Annotated in this window: 17 protein-coding genes, 1 other RNA gene and 2 pseudogenes; 16 read left to right on the forward strand and 4 right to left on the reverse strand. The window is 56.4% G+C overall.

What is annotated here, in order from left to right; genetic code table 11:
* The first annotated feature begins 85 nt into the window (after nucleotides 1–85).
* The 5 genes from KW848_RS22455 (at nucleotide 86) to KW848_RS22475 (ending at nucleotide 6,240) form a co-directional block, all read left to right on the forward strand.
* Nucleotides 86–910 (forward strand): (Fe-S)-binding protein, encoded by an 825-nt coding sequence (locus tag KW848_RS22455; RefSeq protein ID WP_111450476.1) that lies wholly within the window; start codon nucleotides 86–88, stop codon nucleotides 908–910.
* Entirely contained in the window at nucleotides 907–2,361 is a 1,455-nt protein-coding gene (locus KW848_RS22460; protein ID WP_076028708.1) for a LutB/LldF family L-lactate oxidation iron-sulfur protein, read from the forward strand. The genes KW848_RS22455 and KW848_RS22460 overlap by 4 nt, the downstream gene beginning before the upstream one ends.
* Nucleotides 2,361–3,032, forward strand: a complete 672-nt coding sequence (locus KW848_RS22465) for a lactate utilization protein C (RefSeq protein WP_218538069.1) — start codon at nucleotides 2,361–2,363, stop codon at nucleotides 3,030–3,032. The genes KW848_RS22460 and KW848_RS22465 overlap by 1 nt, the downstream gene beginning before the upstream one ends.
* A complete protein-coding gene (locus KW848_RS22470) occupies nucleotides 3,029–5,869 on the forward strand; it encodes an FAD-binding and (Fe-S)-binding domain-containing protein (protein WP_218538070.1) in 2,841 nt (946 codons plus the stop codon). The genes KW848_RS22465 and KW848_RS22470 overlap by 4 nt, the downstream gene beginning before the upstream one ends.
* 98 nt (nucleotides 5,870–5,967) lie before the next feature.
* A complete protein-coding gene (locus tag KW848_RS22475) occupies nucleotides 5,968–6,240 on the forward strand; it encodes a hypothetical protein (RefSeq protein WP_111450479.1) in 273 nt (90 codons plus the stop codon).
* A 72-nt stretch (nucleotides 6,241–6,312) separates the two neighbouring features.
* Here KW848_RS22475 and KW848_RS22480 read toward each other — a convergent pair whose 3' ends face one another.
* The gene (locus tag KW848_RS22480) at nucleotides 6,313–6,519 is read right to left on the reverse strand and encodes a hypothetical protein (protein ID WP_218538071.1); all 207 of its coding nucleotides are present in this window, start codon (nucleotides 6,517–6,519) and stop codon (nucleotides 6,313–6,315) included.
* Nucleotides 6,520–6,556: 37 nt separating this feature from the next.
* Between KW848_RS22480 and KW848_RS22485 the strand changes: the two genes are divergently transcribed.
* From KW848_RS22485 to KW848_RS22510, 6 genes and pseudogenes are all read left to right on the forward strand, one after another.
* The gene (locus KW848_RS22485; RefSeq protein ID WP_218538072.1) at nucleotides 6,557–6,808 is read left to right on the forward strand and encodes a hypothetical protein; all 252 of its coding nucleotides are present in this window, start codon (nucleotides 6,557–6,559) and stop codon (nucleotides 6,806–6,808) included.
* Between the two features lie 114 nt (nucleotides 6,809–6,922).
* Nucleotides 6,923–7,316: a transfer-messenger RNA gene (ssrA, locus tag KW848_RS22490) on the forward strand.
* 185 nt (nucleotides 7,317–7,501) lie between these two features.
* Nucleotides 7,502–7,963, forward strand: a complete 462-nt coding sequence (locus KW848_RS22495; protein ID WP_218538073.1) for an isochorismatase family protein — start codon at nucleotides 7,502–7,504, stop codon at nucleotides 7,961–7,963.
* Nucleotides 7,964–8,043: 80 nt separating this feature from the next.
* Complete coding sequence (locus KW848_RS22500; RefSeq protein ID WP_223526436.1) at nucleotides 8,044–8,793, forward strand: hypothetical protein; 750 nt, start codon at nucleotides 8,044–8,046, stop codon at nucleotides 8,791–8,793.
* On the forward strand, nucleotides 8,790–10,196 hold the full coding sequence (locus tag KW848_RS22505; protein ID WP_218538074.1) for a DUF2252 domain-containing protein: 1,407 nt from the start codon (nucleotides 8,790–8,792) through the stop codon (nucleotides 10,194–10,196). The genes KW848_RS22500 and KW848_RS22505 overlap by 4 nt, the downstream gene beginning before the upstream one ends.
* Nucleotides 10,197–10,361: 165 nt before the next feature.
* Nucleotides 10,362–10,508 (forward strand): annotated as a pseudogene (locus KW848_RS22510) (30S ribosomal protein S5 alanine N-acetyltransferase); the annotation flags it as partial.
* Nucleotides 10,509–10,520: 12 nt separating this feature from the next.
* Here the strand turns inward: KW848_RS22510 and KW848_RS22515 are convergent.
* The 3 genes from KW848_RS22515 to KW848_RS22525 all read right to left on the reverse strand — a co-directional run bounded on the left by KW848_RS22515 (nucleotide 10,521) and on the right by KW848_RS22525 (nucleotide 13,349).
* Nucleotides 10,521–11,453, reverse strand: coding sequence for a metallophosphoesterase (locus tag KW848_RS22515; RefSeq protein ID WP_256365239.1), 933 nt, complete (start codon nucleotides 11,451–11,453; stop codon nucleotides 10,521–10,523).
* A 364-nt stretch (nucleotides 11,454–11,817) separates the two neighbouring features.
* Entirely contained in the window at nucleotides 11,818–12,651 is an 834-nt protein-coding gene (locus KW848_RS22520; RefSeq protein ID WP_218538075.1) for a phosphatase PAP2 family protein, read from the reverse strand.
* A gap of 26 nt (nucleotides 12,652–12,677) precedes the next feature.
* Nucleotides 12,678–13,349: a histidine phosphatase family protein gene (locus tag KW848_RS22525; RefSeq protein WP_218538076.1), complete on the reverse strand. Its 672-nt coding sequence runs from the start codon at nucleotides 13,347–13,349 to the stop codon at nucleotides 12,678–12,680.
* A gap of 393 nt (nucleotides 13,350–13,742) precedes the next feature.
* On the opposite strand from KW848_RS22525, the pseudogene KW848_RS32505 reads away from it, so the two are divergent.
* The 5 genes and pseudogenes from KW848_RS32505 to KW848_RS32255 form a co-directional block, all read left to right on the forward strand.
* Nucleotides 13,743–14,669 (forward strand): annotated as a pseudogene (locus tag KW848_RS32505) (methyl-accepting chemotaxis protein); the annotation flags it as partial.
* A gap of 144 nt (nucleotides 14,670–14,813) precedes the next feature.
* Nucleotides 14,814–15,527: a methyl-accepting chemotaxis protein gene (locus KW848_RS32510; protein ID WP_371916907.1), complete on the forward strand. Its 714-nt coding sequence runs from the start codon at nucleotides 14,814–14,816 to the stop codon at nucleotides 15,525–15,527.
* A 192-nt stretch (nucleotides 15,528–15,719) separates the two neighbouring features.
* Nucleotides 15,720–19,154: a Tc toxin subunit A gene (locus KW848_RS22535; protein ID WP_218538078.1), complete on the forward strand. Its 3,435-nt coding sequence runs from the start codon at nucleotides 15,720–15,722 to the stop codon at nucleotides 19,152–19,154.
* Nucleotides 19,155–19,180: 26 nt separating this feature from the next.
* Nucleotides 19,181–23,104: a neuraminidase-like domain-containing protein gene (locus tag KW848_RS22540; RefSeq protein ID WP_218538079.1), complete on the forward strand. Its 3,924-nt coding sequence runs from the start codon at nucleotides 19,181–19,183 to the stop codon at nucleotides 23,102–23,104.
* Nucleotides 23,101–24,603, forward strand: a complete 1,503-nt coding sequence (locus KW848_RS32255) for a SpvB/TcaC N-terminal domain-containing protein (RefSeq protein WP_309140079.1) — start codon at nucleotides 23,101–23,103, stop codon at nucleotides 24,601–24,603. The genes KW848_RS22540 and KW848_RS32255 overlap by 4 nt, the downstream gene beginning before the upstream one ends.
* Nucleotides 24,604–24,631: the final 28 nt, after the last annotated feature.

A 24,631-nucleotide genomic window follows, 5' to 3' on the forward strand; every position in this document is an offset into this window, starting at 1 on the left:
GTCTGTAAGGCTGCTGAAAGCTTGTCTCTCTATATTTCAGCAGCCTCGACAGACGGATAACCGGGACCACCCGGAGACACGCCTGATGAGCGAGCTTTTTTACAACGCTGTGCCGAATGCGACCCGCGTCGCCCCGCCACTGCCCGAGCCTCGGCAATACCCCAGCGAGAAACCGTCACGGGTCTACCTGTTCGGAACCTGCGTGGTGGATTTGTTCTACCCCGAAGCCGGGATGGACGCGATTCACTTGCTGGAACGCGAAGGCATTCGTGTCGAGTATCCGCAGGGGCAAAGCTGCTGCGGACAACCGGCCTACACCTCGGGTTACACCGAGCAGGCGAGGACCGTGGCACGCTCGCAACTGGCGCTGTTTGCCGGGGACTATCCGGTGGTGGTGCCGTCGGGATCGTGTGCCGGAATGTTGCGCGAACACTACGCCGACTTGTTCAAGGACGAGCCGGATACGCTGAAACAGGTTCAGGCGCTGGCTGCCCGGACTTATGAACTGGCCGAGTTTCTGTTGTTTGTCTGCAAGGTGCAGCTCAAGGACAGTGGCGAGCCAGTCAAAGTAGCGTTGCACACGTCGTGCTCGGCACGTCGTGAGATGAACACCCACTTGCATGGCCGCGAGTTGTTGGCGCAGCTGCGTAACGTGGAACGAGTCGACCACAGCCATGAAAGTGAATGCTGTGGCTTCGGTGGGACTTTCAGCGTCCGTATGCCAGACATTTCCGGCGCGATGGTGGCTGACAAGACCCGGTCGTTGAAGGAATCCGGCGCGCACAAGGTACTGAGTGCCGACTGTGGTTGTCTGATGAACATCAACGGCTCGTTGGAGAAACAGAAGGAAGCGCTACGCGGCCAACACCTGGCCAGTTTCCTTTGGCAGCGAACCGGAGGTGTTCTATGAACGCTTCCGCGATTATTCCTACGGTTGCCGTGGAAGAAGATTTTCGCATCCGCGCTCACAAGGCGCTGGATGACAAGCAGCTGCGAAATAACTTTCGCACGGCGATGGATTCGCTGATGACCAAACGGGCAGCGTCCTTCAGCGATGCCCACGAAAGAGAACATTTGCGAGCGCTGGGCAATGCTGTCCGTGCCCGTGCGTTATCCAAGTTGCCCGACCTGCTCGAGCAGCTTGAACAGAACCTGACCCGCAACGGTGTGACAGTGCACTGGGCGGAAACGGTGGACGAAGCCAATGGCATCGTCCTCTCGATCATCCGCGCTCACGAGGGGCGGCAAGTGATCAAGGGCAAATCGATGGTCAGCGAAGAGATGGAAATGAATCACTTCCTCGCTGAACAGGGCATTGAATGCCTGGAATCGGACATGGGCGAGTACATCGTCCAGCTCGACCACGAGAAGCCTTCACACATTATTATGCCGGCGATCCACAAGAATGCCGGCCAGGTCGCGTCCTTGTTCCACGACAAACTTGGCGTGGAATACACCAAGGACGTTGACCAACTCATTCAGATCGGTCGCAAGGTCTTGCGGCAGAAATTCTTCGAAGCGGACATCGGCGTCTCCGGCGTCAACTTCGCCGTGGCCGAAACCGGCACCTTGCTGCTGGTGGAAAACGAAGGCAACGGGCGCATGACCACCACCGTGCCACCGGTGCACATCGCCGTCACCGGCATCGAAAAAGTCGTGGAAAACCTGCGCGATGTGGTGCCGCTGCTGTCACTGCTGACCCGCTCAGCCCTCGGCCAGCCGATCACCACCTACGTCAACATGATCTCCGGCCCGCGCAAGGAACATGAACTCGACGGCCCTCAGGAAGTGCACCTGGTATTGCTCGACAACGGTCGCAGCCAGGCCTTCGCTGACAGCGAATTGCGTCAGACCCTGAACTGCATCCGCTGCGGCGCCTGTATGAATCATTGCCCGGTCTACACCCGAATCGGCGGCCACGCCTATGGGGAGGTTTACCCTGGGCCTATCGGAAAAATCATCACCCCGCACATGGTCGGCCTGGCGAAAGTCCCGGACCACCCGAGTGCCTCGTCGCTGTGTGGCGCCTGCGGTGAAGTCTGTCCGGTAAAAATTCCGATCCCGGCGCTGCTGCGTCGCCTACGGGAAGAGAACGTCAAAGCCCCGGACAGCCCTCATCAAGTGATGCGCGGCCAGGGCAGCAAGTACTCGCGCAAAGAACGGTTTATCTGGAATGCCTGGGCGAAGCTCAACAGCTCACCCACGCTTTATCGACTGTTCGGCTTCTTCGCCACTCGATTGCGAGCACTGGCACCCAGTAACGTCGGTCCCTGGACGCAAAACCACAGCGCACCGAAACCCGCTGCCCGCTCACTGCATGACATGGCCCGCGAGCATTTGGCCAAACAGGGAGATCGCTGATGAGCGCCAAGCAAAATATCCTCGCCAAGTTGCGGAACAGTCTCGCGGGGACCACACCAGTGCCTGACGAATTCGACGTCGAACTGGTGACAGCGCCCTACACCTACACGGCCGAGCAACGCATCCCACAGCTGCGCAAACTGATGGAAGCGGTGCACACCGAAATCCACCTGACGTCCGGCGAAGGCTGGCCTTCGTTGCTTGCTCAGTTGTTGCGGGACCGTCAGTTGCCGAGTTTGTTGATTGCACCGACTACGCCTCACGGGCAACGCGTCACTCAGCACTGGGCGAAAAATCCTGATCTGCCAACGCTCAAGTCCTACGACCGTCCGGTTGAAGCATGGAAGACCGAACTGTTCAACGACACGCCGGCCAGCCTGACCGGCACCCTCGGCGCAATCGCCGCCACAGGTAGCCTGATTCTCTGGCCGACGCGGGAAGAACCGCGCCTGATGAGCCTGGTGCCGCCCGTGCATTTCGCCCTGCTCAAGGCCAGTGAAATCCGCGACAACTTCTATCAAGTGCAGCAGGAATTCGAGTGGGCCCAAGGCATGCCAACCAACGCCCTGCTGGTGTCCGGTCCGTCAAAAACCGCTGACATCGAGCAGGTCCTGGCCTACGGCGCTCACGGTCCGAAAGACCTCGTGGTCATGATCCTGGAGGACCAATGAATCTACCCGCGGCTTTCCTGCGAGATGCGCAGCAACTGATTCCCCTGGAGCGACGTTTCGACGATCCGTTGTCGACGTTGGCCTTTGGCACCGACGCCAGTTTCTACCGGCTGATTCCGAAACTGGTGATTCGTGTCGAGTCGGAAGATGAGGTAGTCGCGCTGCTCAAACTCGCGCAACGGGATCAAGTTCCTGTGACCTTCCGCGCCGCCGGCACCAGTCTGTCCGGCCAGGCCATCAGCGACTCGGTGTTGATCGTGCTGGGGGATAACTGGAACGGTCGCGAGATTCGCGGGCAAGGTACGCAAATCCGCCTGCAACCGGGCGTGATCGGCGCGCAGGCCAACGCGTGGCTGGCGCCGTTCGGGCGCAAGATCGGCCCGGACCCGGCGTCGATCAATGCCTGTAAAATCGGCGGCATCGTCGCCAACAATGCCAGCGGCATGTGCTGCGGTACAGCGCAAAACACCTATCACACGTTGGCTGGCATTCGTCTGGTGCTGGCCGACGGCAGCCGTCTCGATACCGAAGATGCGGCGAGTGTTGCGGCGTTTCGTGAGAGCCACGCGTCACTGCTTGAACGCTTGGCAACGTTGGGCCGCGAAACCCGCGCCAATGCCGAACTGGCGGCGAGAATTCGCCACAAATACCGTCTGAAAAACACCACCGGGCTGTCACTCAATGCGTTGGTGGATTTCGACGAGCCTGTGGATATCTTGAGCCACTTGCTGGTGGGCTCCGAAGGCACCCTCGGTTTCATCAGCGCGGTGACTTACGACACGGTGATCGACCACCCGAACAAGGCCTCAGCGCTGATCGTGTTTCCAGATGTGGAAACCTGCTGCAACGCCGTGACTGTGCTGAAAAGCCAACCGGTGTCGGCTGTGGAGCTGCTGGATCGACGCAGTCTGCGTTCGGTGCAGGACAAACCCGGCATGCCCGTTTTCGTACAACAACTGTCGAACAATGCCTGCGCGCTGCTGATCGAATCCCGCGCCGCATCGTCCACGTTGCTACAGGAACAACTGGCGCACATCATGGCGTCGTTGACTTCTTTCCCGGTGGAAAAACAAGTCGACTTCACCGAAGACCCGGTGGAAAACGCCCGGCTCTGGGCGATCCGCAAAGACACCTTCCCCGCCGTCGGCGCCGTGCGCAAAACCGGCACCACGGTGATCATCGAAGACGTGACGTTCCCGGTTGAACAACTGGCCACCGGCGTAAACCGCCTGATCGAGCTGTTCGACAAACATCACTACGACGAAGCGATCCTTTTCGGACACGCGCTGGAAGGCAATCTGCACTTCGTCTTCACTCAAGGCTTCAACAACCCGGCAGAAGTCGCACGCTATCAGGCGTTCATGGACGACGTGGCGCAACTGGTAGCCGTGGAGTTCGGCGGCTCGCTGAAAGCTGAACACGGCACCGGGCGCAACATGGCACCCTTTGTCGAACTGGAATGGGGCAGCGATGCCTACCAGTTGATGTGGCAGCTTAAACGCCTGCTCGACCCCAACGGTATTCTCAACCCGGACGTGGTGCTCAGCGAGGATCCGCAGATCCACCTCAAGCACCTGAAGCCGTTGCCGGCCGCCGATGAGATTGTGGATAAGTGCATCGAGTGCGGTTTCTGTGAACCGGTCTGCCCGTCGAAAGGCCTGACCCTGAGCCCGCGCCAGCGCATCGTGATCTGGCGTGATATTCAAGCGAAGAAACGCGCTGGCGTGGACACCACCGAACTCGAAGCCGCTTACGAATACCAAGGCATCGACACCTGCGCCGCCACCGGCCTCTGCGCGCAACGTTGCCCTGTAGGAATCAACACCGGCGAGCTGGTGAAAAAGCTCCGTAGTCGGCAGGCAACTCATACGAAAACGGCCAATTGGCTGGAAGGTAATTTCGCCACTGCGCTGCAAGGCGCGCGTTTCACCCTGCACGTGGCCAATGGCGCGCGGATGCTGTTGGGGGCTCCACGCTTGGCAAAACTGTCGGCGACGTTGACGCGCCTATCCAAAGGTCAGGTTCCGCAATGGACCAATGCCATGCCGCAACCGGAAAAAGCCATTCGTTTCAGCCCGATCGTGTCGGACGATCGCCCTCGAGTGGTGTATCTGGCGGCGTGTGTGTCGCGGGCAATGGGCCCGGCGGCGGGTGATAAAGAGCAAATGTCGCTGTACGACAAAACCCGTGGGCTGCTGGAAAAGGCCGGTTACCAAGTGGTCTTTCCGGACAACCTGGACAACCTCTGCTGCGGTCAACCGTTCGCCTCCAAAGGCTACGCCGAACAGGCCGAACACAAACGCCAGGAGCTGATCGGCGCCTTGCTGCACGCCAGTCGCGGCGGGCTCGACCCGATCTACTGCGACACCAGTCCGTGTACGTTACGGCTGGTTCAGGACTTGGGCGATGTGCGCCTGGACCTGTACGACCCGGTGCGCTTCATCCGTACGCACTTGATGGATCGCCTCGATTTCACACCGCAGGAAGCGCCGATTGCGGTGCACGTCACTTGCAGCACGCAGCACCTTGGCGAAAGTCAGGCGCTGATTGATCTGGCGCGTAAATGCAGCAAAAACGTGGTCATTCCCGAAGGCATTCACTGCTGCGGTTTTGCAGGGGATAAAGGCTTTACTACGCCGGAACTGAACGCACATTCGTTGCGCACGCTCAAGGATGCGGTGCAGCAGTGCAGCGAGGGGATTTCGACCAGCCGCACGTGTGAGATCGGTCTGACGCAGCACGGCGGAATTGATTACCACGGGCTAGTCTATTTGGTGGATCGGGTAACGCAGGCGAGGGTCTTGCAAGAAAAACAGAACCCTGATGCGCTGCCATAGTCCACAGAATAAGCCCGGACGTTACCGGGCTTTACCCAAACTCGGCAGCCCGTCCTGACGGCCAGCGATGTCTGGACCCTCAGTTCAAGGAGATACACATGAAACGTTCTGTACTGTTAGGTCTGTTCGTTACTGTCTCGCTGATGGCGTCCACCTCGTTTGCCGCTGACGACCTCTGTACGGTCAACCTGAAAACCATCGAAAATGCCAAGGCACAGACTCCTCCGGAGATGGCTGATCAGGTAATGGAAAGCGTCACGAAAGCCAAAGCCGATCAGGCAAAAGGCACCAAGGAAGGGACAGATGATTGCATCGCCGAGACCGAACAAACTATCCAGCAACTCAAGAACGCGAACAAAGGCGGGAAGTAACCCAGCACAAGGCCAACCTTCGGGTTGGCCATCTGGGCCTTGTTGGCGTATACCGCGCAAGCTTGTTGCTCATCAGGATTCAAAGAGCAACAGGCTGGCGGCTGCACAGTTAAGCCATAACGCGATCTGAAGCAGCTGGCGAAATTGCTCATTGCTTCTGACAAACAGTTTTTTCATAGCCTTTCTCAAGAAACCGAATTCCTGCGCAGCGCCGTGGTCTTTTAAGTAGGCCTCATCCATCGTGGCTTGTTTTTCGACTCGGCCGAGCCGCCCGCTCATACGGCAGCACCGAGACCATCAGTACAAGGAGATATCCATGAAATGTACCGCACTCGCTGGTTTGGTCATGTCTGCTGCAATGTTGGCCTCTCCCGTATTTGCAGCGGACAACGACCTTTGTACCAGCAAGCTGCAGGAGCTCGAAGCCAAAGTGAATGCGCTACCAGCGACCTCCACCAACGCACCGGAGATCAAAAGACTGCTGGCCAGCGCCAAAACTTCAAAAGCCGCCGGGGACGACAAGAAATGCGCCACCGAGGCCATCCAGGCATTGGCGCTGACAAACTGAGCAACGAACCCAACCCATGATCACTCGCGGCCACCTTCGGGTTGGCCTTCTGACGTGTGTTGGCGTACACTGCGCAGGCTTGTTGCTCACTTTGATTCACAGAGCAACAGGCTCGGGGCCGTTTAGGATTCGACGCCGGTTGCGAAACTTTAGGTGCATGCCGAGTTGGTAACAGAACTCGTAAATCCACTGTTGCAACTTTCTATAGTTGCCAATGACGAAACCTACGGGGAATACGCTCTCGCTGCGTAAGCAGCCTTAGCCCTTCCCTTCTGGTACCTTCGGGTCCAGCAATCATCAGGGGATGTCTGTAAACCCAAAGTGATTGTCATATAGAACAGAATCGCCGTGCAGTACGTTGTGGACGAAGCGGCTAAAACTTACACAACTCGCCCAAAGCACCCTGCCCGTCGGGTCGCTGAGGGTTAACTTAATAGACACGGCTACGCATGTAGTACCGACAGCGGAGTACTGGCGGACGGGGGTTCAAATCCCCCCGGCTCCACCAAATACGAAGCAAAACAAAACCCGCCAAGTGCGGGTTTTGTTGCATCTGGGGTTTGGTCATTTTTGCAGGCAGCCTCACCATCCCCGGCAAAAGCAGGCCTGCTCGCGATAAGGCTCGCAAGCCCCCCCAAAACAACCTCGCGACCAATGCCACCATCGTCGTCGCGACCTCCCACGGAGACGCCCATGCGCCAAGCCCTCCTTATCATCGACGTCCAGCCCAGCTTCGCCCCACCTCAATGGCTCATCGAAGGTATCCAAACACTCATCGGTACCCTGCCCAGCGTCGCCACGGTCGAGCGCCACGACGAATCCAAAACCCCGTTCCAAAAACAACTCGGCTGGCACCCCGCTCCGGACGATGACAGCCTGATTCAGGCCGACCGTATCTTTATCAAGCACGGCTACGCGCCTTCGCAGGAAACCATCGAGTATTTGAAAAGCCTGAAGGTGGATCGCGTACTCGTCTGCGGTCTTCAGACCGAGACTTGCTGCCTGGCGGCGGGGTTTTCGTTGTTTGATGCGGGGTTGCAGCCGACGCTGATCACGGATCTGACGATGGGGTCATCGCTGGATCGGACTGGAGAGTTGGGTGTCAGGCTTTGGAAGCATCATTTCAAGCACACGCTAAAATCGAGTGAGCTGTAATCAACATATTAGTCGGCGATACAACACAACGGAACCTATGCTGCGGGTTTACCTGCAACCACTCACTCAGGAAGATCAACATGAACGTATGGATCGCAGCCGTCCTGGTCGCCATGGTTTCTGTGCCTGTACACGCCGCCACCGAGATCGCTCCTCATGTCGAGCAGGTCACCTTCAACAAGGGCTCCGACACCGTCAAGTTCGCCCGTTCCATCAAAGGCCCGCTCACCGCGCAGTACCGTCTAAACGCCAAGGCCGGTCAAATGATGACCGTGGACTTCAAGTCTTCCAACACCTCCACCTACTTCAACATCACCGCAAAAGGTGCGGACTACGCGTTGTTTAACGGATCGATCATGGGCAATCACTTTCTGGGACTATTGCCCGCCGATGGCGAATACACGGTTCAGGTATACCTGATGCGCAACGCCGCTCGGCGCAATGAGGTGGCCAACTACAGCCTTTCATTAAGCCTGAACTCGGGTGATGCGACGGACAGCAACCAGCCGTTCGACCAGACACTTGAATTGCAGGGCATTGGCTTTCACGTGACGAGCGAGTCGGTCGATGGAAATCGTACTCTACGCATTGCACCCCAAGGTCTGAAAATCGATCACTCAAAGATCGTACGCCCCCTCACCGGCACCATCGTCCGAGCCGAGGTCGCCGACCTTGATCGCAATGGCTCCCCAGAGATTTACGTGTTCATCAGGTCACCGGGGCGTGGGATGCCGGGCGAGCTCATTGCTTACACTTCGTATGAAGACCCGAAGCCCTTCTACACTCATCTCTCACACGTACGAAAACACTCATCAAACGAGCCCACATGACCAACCTCAACGACCGCTTGAAGCAAGGCAAGGATGCTCGCAAGAACTGCTCCCGCAGTTCGCAGGCGGCCATGGGGAAAATAGATCGCGACCCGCTGCCGCTGATCAAAACGTCCAGTGAAGGCCGCATCAAGTCGCTGGTCGAGTTGCGCTACGGCCGCATGTTGGTCTCGCCGTTCACCTTCTATCGCGGCAACGCGCTGTTGCAAGCCCACGACTTGGCCGCAACATCCAACATGGGGCTGGTATCGCCTATCTGCGGCGACAGTCACCTGATGAACTTCGGCGGTTTTGCAACGCCAGAACGCAATCTGCTGTTCAGCGTCAACGATTTCGACGAAGCCCATCCCGGCCCTTGGGAGTGGGACTTGAAACGGCTGGTGGCCAGTTTTGTGGTGGCAGCGCGCGACCTGCGCCATGGCGACACGGTCGAAGAAACGGTCTGCCGCCAGGTGGTCGGCGCCTACCAGCAGACCATGCTCGAATGCGCCGAACAAAGCGCTATGGAAACCTGGTACGAGTCCATCAGTTACCGCGATTTGCGGCAGCAGGCGAGCAAAGCAACACTGGAGCATGTAGAGCGCGCCATCGAGAAAGCTGAACGGCGTACCCATGCTGAACTGCTGCCAAAAATCAGTGACCGTGACGCACAGGGCCGTCTGATCATTCGCGATGACCTGCCGGAAATTTTCCATTTACACGAAAACACCACGCTGCTGGATGCCGACGACGACTGGCTGCGCCTGTCGGACTGGCGTGCGCTTTACGACACGTTCATGCGCGATTATCCCGGCACGCTGCAAGCCGACCGGCGCGAGCTGTTGTCGCGTTTTCACGTTCAGGACATGGCGTTCAAAGTGGTCGGTGTGGGCAGCGTCGGGACTCGATGCCTGGTTGCCCTGCTGACCGATGATCAGGAGTTCCCGCTGTTCCTGCAGTTCAAGGAGGCGCGTCGTTCGGTGCTTGCCGATTATGTGAAGACAAAATCTCGGGTGCGGCATAACGGTCAGCGCGTGGTCGATGGTCAACGGTTGATGCAATCGGCCAGTGACCTGTTCCTCGGCTGGACCACCGGCCCCAGCGGTCGCCACTTCTATGTGCGCCAATTGCGCGACATGAAAGTCTCGGCGGAACTCGAGACGTTCGACGCTGAAACCTTCGCCGCCTACGGACGCGTTTGTGGCCGCGCGTTGGCCCGCGCCCACGCCAAATCGTCGGGAAACGCCGCACACATCAGCGGCTACATCGGCAAAAGCGATGCGCTGGCCGACGCGCTGTTCAAGTATGCGCAAAGCTACACCGCACAGAATGAGCGCGACTTCGAACGATTCCAGCAGGCCTGCCGCAAGGGCCGTTTGCGGGCGCGCTCGGAAGCGGACTTTGCGGCGGATCATTTGCCGTAGGCGTGTCTCAGGGAGTGAAACGGCGGGCACTCATCGACATGAATTTTTCTTCACCCCACGACCTTCCACCAACGGGTACATTGCGCTCGCTCATTCAAGAAACTACGGTTTGCCCGCCCTCCCGCGGGCTTTTTTTTGCCTGCTGTTTTGTTGTGTTTCCCCGCTGGCAATGAACGCAGTGCGCGGCTGCTGGAGCGCCTGGGATTTGAACGTGAGGGCTATGCCAAGGCCTACTTAAGTATCGCCGGGCGCTGGCAGGATCATGTGTTGACGGCGTTGATCAACCCGGCGCCGAGTACCGGGTTCCGCTAAGCGCTCATCGTGTTATTGCACGACCACCTTTTGCGCAACGTCGGGCAACAGACAGCCTTTGGCCATCCACTGACAATCCCGGTCCCAACGATAACCGGTTTCCAGGTTGCCTCGATCGTCATAGTAGGCCAGCCGCAATTGACCGGGATTCAAATCAAGTTTGGCAAAACCGGCGTGTGCAGTGGCAAACGAGCTGTCCTGCCCTCCGGCGCCAAGGGCGTAGAGTTTCTGGCCCCCGGCCCCGGAAACCACCCAGGCTGGCTCGGCGGCGCGAAGCAGCAGTTGCTGATTGTGGTCGTGCCCGGCGAGGAACACGTCGACCTTGTTGCGTTCCAGCGCGGGCAACAACAGGTTGACCAGTTCACCGTCCTCACCATGCTGGCCATGATTGCGGACCGGGTGATGGGCCGCCGCAATGCGCCATACAGGTGCCGGTCCCGGTTGCTGGAAGGCTTGGTCAAGCATGTCGATCTGACGCTGAAAGGATTCCCGTGGCGCCGAGGTGTCGAGGAACACCATTCGCACCAACGGGCGCCCATCGACGCTGCCGAAATCCTTGACATAGAAGTTGCTCGACATCTGCCAGCGACCCGAGCCCTTGCGCTGCCGGCCATATTCGAGCTCGACCTTTTGCGACTTGGGGTAATCGTGATTGCCCAGTACGGCGTAAAACGGCACATGACTCAGCCACTGGCCCCAATAGACGCGCTCGAATTTCATTTGCCAGCCAAGGTCGTGGGTACTGGTCAGCGGTTTGCCATAGAAGTTGTCGCCCAACAACACGACCATGTCCAGCCGCCCGTCTCTGTCCGCGACTCTCTCCATGGCCTGCCCCACCCGCCACTGTTGCAGATCACCACTGCCCTGGTCGCCCAAGGCAATCATCGACACGGCGGAAGGATCCAGGCCACTCAACGGAACAAATGGCGCCGGCGGTATAAACATCCAGTACCCGACCATCGCGGCGCCAATCAGTAGGATGACTGCGACGATGCTTAACTTGCGAACAGCTTTTCCGGGCACAAAACGTTTTGCAGCCGGCGATGGAATTGGAGGGCGTTTCAATCAAGGGCTCACTTGGCATGGCCAGCCAGGCGTTAAGGGATAGCAAGGGTTGCTATTAATAGATCACACCAGTTGTTCACACTTTGTTAAGAATTCACCCCGTATACCCTTTTTAGCCCGTTGTTTTTCTGTAAGAGCGAGCCTGCTGCAAAGGCAATCTCCCGAACACCGCCCCACAAGACGGATAACAAAAACCCGCCACCCTCTTCAGGACTGGCGGGTTTTGTTGTTCAAGTCTTTTGAATCAGCTAACCGTTTGCGTCTGTGCAACGCTTTCAGACCGCTCATGCGCTTGCAGCACCGGCTGCTCCAGCCGCGCCCGCCCGTAGAACGCCAGCGCTGTCAGCAAACACGCCAGCCATACAAAGATCCCGGCCCAAAAGGTGTGGGACATGTAGTGCCAGCCCTGCACAACCCGCGTCGTGCCGTAGACGAAACCGAGCAGCAGCGAGCCGTACATCACCGCTTTGGAATAGCGCCAGCGGTAGCGGCGCGCCACAAAGTACAGCGCGAGCATGGTGAAACCGCCCGAGGCGTGCCCGCCCGGCCAGCAACGCCCCTTGCCGGCGACTTTCAGCAGATCGAAATTCTGATACCACTCCTTATGCTCGATTTTTCCCGCGTATTGGGTCGTTTCGACCGGGCAGTACACGCTGGTGTGGCCCTTGAGGTAGTGGATCACCCCAGTGCTGATGGAGAACGCGAGCACCACATAGAGGAAGTCCCGGCGGTGCTTGGTGGCGAACCGAAGCACCGGCGCGACTTTGATTTTTTCCAGGAATGCGATGATTTTCGAATGCTTTTCGGCCTTCAGACGCGGCCAGAGAAACGACAGCAAAGCGCCGATGATCGCTATTTCACCGGTCCAGTTCGGGATGATCCGCGCCCATTTATGGGTGATCTTTTCGAACAGTTGGATATGATCCAGCGGAAACGTCTGCGTGACCGGGTCATAAAAAAGATCATTGAAAGCGATGTCGATTTTGGTCAGGTCGAACATCAGGAAAACCACGACCGCACAGGCCAGCGGAATGCCAAAGTTCACCCAATAAAAGCGGTAACGGGAAGAAGTCAACATCGTGTGTCCTGATCCAGAAAGTGAATTCATTCGGCAGTCATCGAGCGCCAGTCCGAGGCTTCGATGAAACCGAGCATGCGGGGTGCCAGAGGCGTTTCGGCCGAGATAAACAAAGAAGCGCCATAGCCCAGCGTAGACGCCGGCAACTTGAGGTCTTTCTCAAGTTGCGACATGCATTCGCTGTGGGTCACCAGAATCAGGTTTCGCCCGGCCACCTTGTGCGCCAGAGCGTCCCGCAGCATGGTGCCCTTGCAATTGATCAACCATTCTTCACCAACCCCGACCTTGTTGAACATGTAACCAGCGGTCTGCGCTGTACGCAACATGGGGCTGTTGTAAATGTCGGCCTTGTTCAGCCCCAGTTGTTCGAACTGCTCACCCACACCCACCGCGACGCTGCGAGAGCGAGCGGTAATGCCATCGTTACCGCTCAGGCAGGCGGCGCTGGAATGATCGCAGCGTTCAACGTGACGCACCAGCACGATTACGTTGCCCTTGGCCCAATCGGCCGCCAACGCCCGGGCGCCGGTCACATTGCCATGGGCCAGGTCCGGTACAGCGGCCGGCTGCAACAGCCACACCGTCAGCGGAATCACCAGCAGCGCCGAGGCGAGCACGACAGCCGCATTGCGATAGCGGGCAAAACGGCTCAGATCAATCGAGCGTTTTATCCCGAACAGATTCAGTCTCAATACCACATCAAACCGCCTCTCAGGCACGCATCACTTTCTTCGGTGCGGCGAGAGTAAAGAGGCTGGCGTCGGCAGTCGGTGAAACGCATGTGAAAAAAAGCTTAAGACCTGCAAAAGCCTTGTTACACATCGGTCCCGCAAAAACCATTCAGCTCTCGTAATTGCTGCCGATACAGTCCTGCTACACACCTTGCTGGCTACCAAAAACAACAATCTTCCAGCCAACCGACGATCTAGAAGCACAACGTTCCTGGAGGACTTTTGATGAATAGCTGGTTCGGCAATATCAGCGTGAACATGAAGCTGGGCCTGGGGTTCGGCCTGGTCCTGGCCCTGACCTGCGTCCTCGCCCTGACCGGCTGGACAAGCCTGGGCGGACTGATTGACCGCAGCAACTGGATGAGCGACATCACCCAGCTCAATGCCGGCCTGACCAAGCTGCGTGTGGTACGCCTGCAATACATGCTGACCAACGGCGATGAAACTGCCGCACAGAATGTCCAGACCACACTCGAGGCGTTCTCCGCTCAGCAACAAGCGCTGCTGGTGAAATTCAAGAGCCCGGAAAACCTCAAGCTGCTCAAAGAGCAAGGCGCCGTCATCGACGCCTACAAGACGTCCCTGAACAAAATGCGCAGCGCGTACCGCACCGGTAACAGCGCGCGCGACACCATGGGCGCCAATGCCGAGACCGCGAACACGCTGATCAACGCCATCAACACCAACGTGCAGCAAATGCCGCTGAGCGACCAACGCTTCGAACAATTCCAGGCCATCACGGCGGCCAAGGAAGCCTTCTTGCTGGCCCGCTACGAAGTGCGCGGCTACACCGCGACCACCAACGCCGAGACCGAGCAAAAAGCCGTCGGCCAACTGGACGTGGCCATCGCCAGCCTGAAACCCCTCAACGTGCATTTCGCCGACACTCAGCAAGACGCCCTGCATCAGCTGGAAACCGCACTGACCAACTACCGCAGCGCCTTGCAGGCTTATAAAGCGGCGAACAGCGATGCGGTGCAGGCGCGCAAAGAAATGACCGACCAGGGCGCCGCTATCGTGACCCTGAGTGATCAGCTGTATCAGATCCAGCTCGACCGCCGTGACATCGAAAGCGCCCAGGCTCGCACCCTGCAACTGATCAGCACCTTGCTGGCGTTGCTGGTGGGCATCATTGCTGCCGTGATCATCACCCGTCAGATTACCGGCCCGCTGCGCGACACGTTGGCCGTGGTTGAACGCATCGCCAGCGGCGACTTGTCCCAGGACGTCAAAGTGACTCGCCGCGACGAACTCGGCGTGTTGCAACAAGGCATCGCTCGCATGGGTGTAACCCTGCGCGACTTGATCAGCGGCATCCGCGACGGCGTCACCCAGATCGCCAGCGCTGCCGAAGAGCTGTCCGCCGTGACCGAGCAAACCAGCGCCGGGGTCAACAGCCAGAAGATCGAGACCGATCAAGTGGCCACCGCCATGCACGAGATGACGGCCACCGTGCAGGAAGTCGCGCGCAACGCCGAAGAAGCCTCCCAGGCGGCCGCCGCAGCTGACGGCGAAGCCCGCGAAGGCGACAAGGTGGTCAACGAAGCCATCGCCCAGATTGAACGCTTGGCCACCGAAGTGGCGCGCTCCACCGAAGCCATGAGTGTGCTGCAACAGGAAAGCGACAAGATCGGCAGCGTCATGGACGTGATCAAGGCCGTGGCCGAACAGACCAACCTGCTGGCGCTCAACGCCGCCATCGAAGCGGCCCGTGCCGGTGAAGCCGGTCGTGGCTTTGCGGTGGTGGCCGACGAAGTCCGTGGCCTGGCTCAGCGCACGCAGAAGTCCACTGAAGAAATCGAAGGCCTGGTGGCCGGTCTGCAGAACGGCACGCAACAAGTGTCCGCCGTGATGAACAACAGCCGCGCCCTGACCGACAGCAGCGTCGCGCTGACCCGCAAGGCTGGTGTGTCACTGGAAAACATCACCCGCACGGTGTCCAACATCCAGTCGATGAACCAGCAGATCGCTGCCGCCGCCGAGCAGCAAAGCGCCGTCGCCGAAGAGATCAGCCGCAGCATCATCAACGTGCGCGACGTGTCCGAACAGACCGCCGCCGCCAGCGACGAAACGGCGGCGTCCAGTGTTGAACTGGCGCGGTTGGGCAGTCAGTTGCAGCAGATGGTCAGCCACTTCCGGGTCTAAAAAACCTGCTCGCTCCCCTTTCAGCAATCGTGCTGGTTGGGGGGAGCGCTGTGTGTCGAAATCCTACAGGTCGATAGGCCCCCTTCCCGAGCCAGCGACGTCTTTTCCCTGCGTCGCACCTTAAAGAGCTGACAGAGCTCAATTGCAACACGCAGTAATGTCGATACTCCACTTATAGGAGTGTTCATCGGCATGGAAAAATACCCGCTACTGCAGTCCCTTATCAAATCCCTTATCAAGCCCCTCACCTCCGAAGAACAAACGGAACTGGAAGAATTATTTAAAGACAAACTGAAGTTAACCTCTGTATTCGACATTACCCGACTTACCGAAAACGGCTTTAAGGAAAAAGTCGAGAATGAGTTCAAGAGCAAATATGCAAAACCGCTGGTCATCTCCAGCGCCAGCCTCGTCAAGTTCTACAACGATGCCAAATGCCTTGCCGCCCAGATCAGCCATCTGTATCGGGAGAAACAATTATCCTCAGGGGAACCCCAACACCGCTGGCACCCGGCAGGCATTCGCGCGGTCGAGAAAGAAGGTCCCACTTACACCAACCTGTTCAAGGAAAACTGGGACGACTCTTGCAAAATCGATTCGATCGCATCCATCGACTCGCCTGTCGCTTATCTTAGAGCACTCTATTTATTTGCCGAACAACTGGAAATGAGTGCCTCGCAATCAAAAACTGAAATTGCGATTAAAACAGAAAAAGAAGAAAAAACAGAAACAGAAACAGAAACAGAAACAGAAACTAAAACAGATAAAAAAACAAAAGCTAAAACTCCAACCGACAACCGGATACGTTTGAAAACGCGACGGCCGGAACTCGCGGAGTTAGTAATCGACCAGCACAACACTTTCACCCCACAGCCGATGCTCAAAATAGTCAACGACCTCTTGGAAAAAAACATTAAGGAGGCGATGAAGGACGGCCCCGATAAAGAAAAATCCACGTATGAGCTACTGGCGTTACGAAGTTACCCCTTCGCTCTGCCCTATGAAATTTCCCATCATCAATGCCTGTTAGGACTCAGTGGGGAAAAACCGTCGCTGGGCGAACTGAACTACCGCATCACAACACACCTTCCGCTCACACAGACAGTCAACTTTAAGTATGGCCAGATAAGGAACTCCACCCCGAGTGTCGCACAACAGCTGATGTCTGGACTAAGTCCAAAACAGCAGGATTTGTTGATCGAAGACCTGATAGCCACCCCCTCGGATAACTATTGGAAAAAAATCTATGGCACTGAAAAAAAAAACAAACTGAAGGATCTCGACACCTTTCTGAAGCACTCCGGGTTGAACGCAGAGCAACTTGAAGCACTGCTCGCGCAAGGCAAAAACGCCCCCCGCCTCTCCAGCAATTATCCAACGCCCATTGCACTTGACGGACTGTATGGAGCTCGTTACGTCCACGGTCCTTCCTTCAGCAACATCATTGACAACATGAAAGTCGTCGCCAAGGAGATTACCGCTACGTCATATGAGCGACTCCAACGCATGCAACGAATGATCCGCCTGCAACGCTGGCTGGATATTTCTTTCGTCGAACTGGATACCCTGATCATCAGCGCGTTCAACTCGTCGACGCCCATTAATCACGATATGCATCTCGACACTCATACCCTGCGCACCCTAGGGGTCTATCGCCATTTAAAGCGTCGATACTCTATTAACGCCGACGAGTTCGCGGCTGTACTTTATCAGCTATCCCCCTATGCTATCGGCGATCAAGTTTCCTTGTTCGACAGAGTATTCAATCAAACCCGTCTTTTTGAAAAACATCTTGCACTCGATGGTCGGTCATTCTCGACCGATGATACTGATAAGGTATCGCACACTGTCCTCCAACACTTGAGTGCCAGCCTTGGTCTGCCCTTGGCCGAGGACTCACTATTGAAGGTCGTAAAGAACACGCAGAAACACCTTGGCTCTCTCAAGGTTGCCTTGGACACCTTGTCCTCAATCTACAGACAAGCGCAGATCGCTCGAATGTTCGGTATCTCGATCGCCGACTGCACAACGCTGGCTACCTTGTTGGGAGGTGAAAGCGTGACGAGTTGCCTGACGAATCCAATCGATAACATTCGCACACTAAAAGTGACTGCCCGCGAAGACCATATGAGTGTTGAAGTGGTCGCACGCTTTCACTTGCCTGGGCAGTTCTATCATGACTACCTCCCCACGCTCCTGCCAGGCTCAACACTGAAAACAAGTACTTCATGGTTCGCCAACACAGATACCGTCAATGCGTTTTCAGTGTTGTTTCCCGCCCTTTCCGGCTCGGATAAAGTTGCCACGATCAGTATCTACGGCATTGTTACTGCCGCCCCGAATAGCGTGGTCTCTCTGGCGGGGTGTGGAATCAAGGTGATCCACGGTAATTTCGATGAACTTATCAAGCGAGATGCTTCTTGGGTGACCCTTACAAGGACTCAGCTCAGTGGCAGCGATATAGTACTTCCGCTCTTCAACACCCAGCTGCAACAGACTGAGCCCCTGAGGCCTGATCCCTTCAATATGCTTGATGTACTGATGCAATTGGACTGGATCACAAACTGGCTCAGTGAATCCGTCTACACCATCCCCAAGCTGAAACACCTCCTCCTGAGCACCACGAACAGCGATGATCATGCATTGCAGAACATGCAGCAGCACCTCACCAAACTGAAGAAAGATACCGACCAGCGCAAGGTAACGATTGCGGAGGTAAATGCGCTGTCGCTACCAAAGCCACCAGAAGATTCAACGTGGTGGTCTCTAATGGCCAGCACGTTGCTTGACGCCAACGGCCTGATGAAGAACTTCGCACCCACCATCACAGACGATGTACCGAAAAAGCTGGTTGATGTGCTGCAGAGCGTCATAGCGCCACTGGTACTGAACATCGACGCTGCCGAAAACGCCAGGCTCAAAGACGACTGCCAGAAGAAGCTTAAAGACCTGCTGCTACTTGCCCATGACCGACAATTGCACCTGGTCGAACAGCTTTTACAGGAAACCTGTCAACTTCCCATGAACAGTGCAAAGGGTGTGCTGGTATGGGCCAATACATCGGCCTACGAGATCCTGACCGCGACGCAAGACGATGCGAATAACGAATCATACTTAACAAAACTTTCCAAAACGCTGCCCAAGGTACTGCGCCATGCCGAGGCTGCCGTTCAGTTGCACCTGAGCAGAAGCGCCCTGCACTTGTTCCTGGAACACCCCGACTGGTTGGAGCCGTCGGACACGACGCAGAAACTGACGCTTACATTGAGCAGTTTGTATCTTCTGGATCGTTTCAATCATGGGATGACCACCCATCAATACCCTGAAGAGAATGTTCTGAGCTATTTGAAATTCGCCAACTCGGAAGCCACCACAGCCGAAAAAAACAGCTTGCTGGCCGGCTTGCTGAACTGGACAACCGAGCAAGTTACCGTGTTGACAGCAACACTGACACATCAGCAAGCCCGAACCGTGAAGGACCTGGATTGGGTCATGCGTTGCTACACAACCTGTAAAGCCACAGGCCTGACAACGAGTTCATTGCTTGACGCCACTGCCCTGAACAACAACAGCACAACAGACGACTGGAAAAAAATCGGTGAAGCCGTCATGGCTACTAGTCGTTGATCCCACTACATGCTCAAGGAGTGAACATGTCTGCCACGATTGAAAAGCAACTCAACGAAAGCTTGCGTGATGCCCAACTCGCGCTCTACCTACATGAAATAGTGCCCAACAATGAAGATTTGAAGACGTTGAATATCGCAACGCACCTCAACACTGCCAATGACCTCTATCACTACTGGTTACTTGATGTGCTGGTTAGCCAGGACGTGCCCACCAGCCAGGTGGACTGCGCCATTGCAAGCCTGCAGCAATACATCAACAGCATTCTGGCCAATATGGAGCCTGGGTATAACACGGCGATCATTCCGCCGGATCAGCTCGAAACCTGGCGTACGGTGATGCACCACTATTCGACATGGGCGTCCAGTCAGCAGCTGCACTATTTTCCGGCGATCTACCTTGACCCGACCCTTCGCACAGCCAAGACCGAGAGTTTTCAGCAACTGGAAAATGACCTCAACCAGAACCAACTGACATCCCGGTCCGTTCAAACAGCAGTAGTGAGTTATCTGACGAAATTCGAAGAAATTTCCAATTTGAAGACGCTCAATGGTTATATCGACGGAAGCGACTTCGCCAACAGCACCTATTACTTCATTGCCAAATCCCGCGCCGCCAATACTTACTATTGGCGCTCGCTGGATATGTCCATGCGCCCCGAGAGTCCCCCCACGACTTCCGCTTCTACAACTGATCCTAAAGCTAATTCCGACAGCAAATACGATACGCCAGAGCCACAGGCCTGGTCAGACTGGAAACGCGTCAACCTGCCGATCTCCGAAAGCGCCATCGAGCACACTATTCGTCCGGTCATGTTCAACAATCGTCTGTATGTAATCTGGGCTGAGTGTATTTTTCAGGACAAAAACTCTGTGAGCGGCGTTCAAACCAACAGTCGGGCGCCCGCCAATCCGCTGTTTCGTTTGAACATGTGCTACAAAAATTACGATGAAAGCTGGAGTACGCCTCAAACCTGTCTACAGGGCTACGGCGGGAACGAAATGTTTCACGCCAAGACACTGACCGAGCTCAAGGGCATTACACATACAGTTGCCGTCCATGATGGGACACACTCTACAGAGTCACTACTCGTTGTCCTCTACGTTGGCAATAACGAAACGGGCAAAACAGAGAACACAGAGCACAACCTGAAAGCCCCGTTCTGGATGGCCGCGCATATTGATAAAGATTCTGAATCCAATGCAACATTCTCCCCCAAGAACGTGCCAGAAAACCCACCCAAACAAGAGGATGGTAAAAATCTACTCGATCGCCTCAAAACAGAATTCGGAAAATGGGGGAAGGTATTTCTGCCTGTCAAAGCCGAGACCGAGCGCAATGTAAATCTCCAGTTCAGGCACTCGACTTCCAACTTCGATCTGAAGCCACCCCGTATCAAATCCAGCAAACACACTACGTTAGGAACAGCAGAATTCATTGATTTTTCTGACTCGGATATCAAGCACAGCAACTATCAGGAAACCAGGCCACGCGCCCCTGTTCGATTGAACATCACCTTCGCCAAGTATTTGATTCATCGTGCCGAAACGAGTATGGACGAGTTGCTGAGCTGGGACTCCCAGCACTTGCAGGAACCTGCGATGGAACAAAGCAAGGGCGAGGAAAAGATGGATTTCTACGGCGCCTATGGGCGCTACTTTGTCGAGTTGTTCCTGTACTTACCATGGCTGGTCGCCCACCGTTTCAACCAATCATCCCAATACAGCGAAGCCGAGCGCTGGTTGCATTACCTGTTCAACCCCAGTCGCAAGGATGTCAAGGGCGGTCATCCAAGCTATTGGAATGCCGTGCCGTTGATCAGCGTCACTCCAGAGCCTGGCCAATCCACCTATGCCATTCAAGGCCCACAAGACCCGCATCAAATAGCCCTGAGCCATCCGGTGCATTTTCGCAAAGCCTTGTACATGCTCTATATCGATATTTTGATCAATCGCGGCGACATGGCTTATCGCTCATTGGCCCCCGATGAGCTGGCGCAAGCCAAGCTTTGGTACATCCGCGCCCAGGATCTGCTGGGCCCGCGCCCAGACCTCAAACAAACTGACGAGTGGGCCCCCACTACCCTCGGCGCCTTCATTGCCGCTAAAAACGAGGAATTGCGAACGTTTGAATACAAACAGGGCACTGAAAAAAAACACATCAACTCAAGCGACTCCGACAATCCGGTGCCCGAAATTTGTGTTCGACCTTATGCCCCCCCTCCTTCGGTGCATGCGATAGACACCCCCCATTTGCGTTTACCGTTCAACCCTGTGTTGATCGCGCGCTGGGGAAAACTCGAGAGTCGCCTGCATAACCTCAGGCACAACCTCGACATCGTCGGCAAGCCATTGAGGCTTCCACTGTTCACCGCTCCAGCGATACCCGCCGGACAGCTCGGCGCCAACCCGCAAAGGGCCGCAGAGCCGGAAATCTATCAACGCCTGGGTTCGACTATCCCGCCTTACCGGTTCAGCGTCATGCATGCCCAGGCCATGAGCGCAGTGGAGACTGTGATCCAGTTCGGTAACACGCTGTTGTCATTCATCGAACGTGCCGAGCAGGCCTTCTATCAGGAAACACAGCAGCAACACATCTGGGATATGGCGAACATTGCCGTAGACCTGCAAACCCAGGCGTTGAAGGTCGATCAAAAAAACAAGGAAGCCTTGCTCGCCAGTAAAACGATCGTGCAGGAGCGAGAACGTTATTACAGTGAACGGGTGGATGAGGTGATCAACCCGGAAGAAGCCGCCGCCGCCGCATCGCACCTGGCGGGACGTATCGCAGAGGCCTCCGCCTACGCGGCCCAGGTGATTGGCCAGGGCTTGAAGGTGGTCCCCAACATTTTTGGCATGGCGGACGGTGGACATCGCGTGGAGGGGATTCCTCTTGCGGTCATGGCTGGAGCTCAAGGCCTGGCGGCAGCAGCGCATGGCACAGGTGAGGCGCTCGAGCGTGCAGCGCAATATCGTCGTCGCCATCAGGAGTGGACACTCGCACGCGATCAGGCAAGGCTTGAAATCGCACAACTCGATGCGCAGCTGGCGCTTGAAGCCGAACGAGAAATCGCCTCTGCTCTGCAGTTGCGACAAACACAAACGACACTCATGCAAGCCAGGTCCACCTATACCTTCCTCACCAAGCGCTTTACCAATGCACAGCTATACCAGTGGTTCACTGGCCAGATGTCCATCTTCTACTACCAGGCATATGACTCCGCTTTGTCGCTGTGCCAATTCACCGAGCAATGTTGGTGCTATGAGATGGCCGACACCACAACACAATCGTTCTTTCAACCCAAGACCTGGAACAGCACTTATCGCGGACTTGGTCCCGGGGAGCCGATGAAGCTGGGCTTGGTGAAGATGAAGACTGCCTACCTTTTGGGCAACGAGCGCGAGCTGGAAATTCGCAAGACCGTGTCGTTACGCCAACTAAAAGAGAAGGATGCGAAGACGGGGGCAATCCATAAGGTCTGGGAGGATGGTGTCACAAAGGACGGGTTCAAAGATGACCTTGTCAAAAACGGCTCCTGTCATTTCGAACTGACCCAGTCCCTGTTTGACGATGACTACCCAGGGCACTGCCTGCGTCGGATCAAGAGCATCAGTATCTCCCTGCCGACGACTCTGGGCCCTTATGAGGACATTCGCGCCCTCCTGACCCAGACCTCCAGTGAAGTCGTCATGCCCGGTGTCGAGAAAAAGTCCATAAAAGGCCAACGCGCGAACCAGCAGGTCGCCCTCTCGACAGGCATCGACGACAGCGGTCTTCTCACGCTGAACTTTCAGGACGAACGCTACCTGCCCTTCGAATACACCGGCGCGATTTCAAAATGGAAGTTGTCCTTCCCCAATCATGTTTCACAGAAAGCCATGCTCGAATCACTCACCGATATCATCGTGCATGTGCAATACACCGCCAGGGTGGATGGGGGTGAGCAATGAACGAACAGAGCTCCGTCCCTATCGCGCCTCCGGCGCTGCCCAAGGGTGGCGGCGCCATCCAAAGCATCGGCAACAACCTCGGCTCGGTTGGTACAAGAGGCACGGCGTCCTTTGAAATCCCCTTGCCTGTTACCCCGGGTCGCGGATTTGCCCCGGCCTTGACCCTGCGTTACAGCAACGCGCAAGGCAACGGTATGTTCGGCCTCGGTTGGGCTCTTTCCCTGGGCACAATTGCACGACGTACCCGACAGGGCGTCCCGGCCTACACCGATGACGATCTGTTCGTCGGGCCCGACGGCGAGGTATGGATGCCGGAGCGGGACAAGACGACCGGTGCGTTCATTTCCAAATACGCGCTGAGCAGCAATGGCAAGACACTGGAGCAATACACTGTCGTTCGCTACTCCCCTCGAGTCGAAGCGGCTTTCGACCGGATCGAACATTGGTTCAGTGCGACCGACCAACCGGGCTTCTGGCTGATATACCGCGCTGACGGCAGTCAACATCTGTTCGGAAAAACACCGGCAGCGCGCCGCGCAGACTCCAACGCCCCCTCGCGGGTAGGTGAGTGGTTGCTCGAAGAAAGCATGAATGCTCATGGCGAACATATTGTTTATGAGTACACCCCTGATGAGGTGACTGCTCGGGGCCCGGCCGATAACCGTGCCCAGCGTTACCTGAGTCGCGTTTGCTATGGCAACTTCACGGCTGACTCGCAGTTGTACTTGTGCAAAGTCGATGGCCTCAAGGATAAAAAATGGCATTTCGAGCTGTGTTTCGACTACGGCGAACGCAGCGTTCGTCTGGAAGACACACCCGGGTACAAAGGGACGCAACCGTACGCTGTACGCAGTGATCCATTCTCGGACTTCGCCTACGGTTTTGAGTTGCGTACTCAACGCTTGTGCCAACAGGTTCTGATGTTTCATTACTTCCCGAATGAACCATCGATGGGCGACAAGCCAGTACTGATTCGCCGCCTCTTGCTCCAGTATCAGACTTGCGCGCTTTCCTACAGCTGTCTGAGTGCGGCGTTGCCCCAAACCTTTGGCGAAACACACACCGATCGATACCAACCGCCTCTTGAGTTTGGCTACTCCGGTTTCACGCTCAAGCCCGAGGCTCGCCACTACAAACCTTTCGAGGCACTGGCCAGACTCAACCACCAGGACCAGTTTCAGTTCGTCGATCTGAAGGGAGAAGGGTTGCCAGGCATTCTTCATCGAACCGACCAAAGCTGGCGCTATAGCCAGCCGTTGCGGGACGACAGAGGCGGGGATCACATCATGTACGCGGCATGGAGCGAACTGCCCCGAATACCGCTGGCGGACAGGCGAAAGTCTCCTCGACAGTATTTCAGTGATCTCAACGATGACAGTCGTCCGGACTGGATCGTGGCGCACCCCGAGTTCAGCGGTTTCTTTACGCTGAATTCGAACGATGAATGGTCGAACTACACCCCCGCTTGCCGCTGTTCCCACCGAGTTCTTCCATCCTGAAGGGCAGTTAGCCAGTCTGATGGGGAAT

It is taken from the genome of Pseudomonas sp. PDM25, from assembly GCF_019219045.1.
GTDB lineage: Bacteria > Pseudomonadota > Gammaproteobacteria > Pseudomonadales > Pseudomonadaceae > Aquipseudomonas.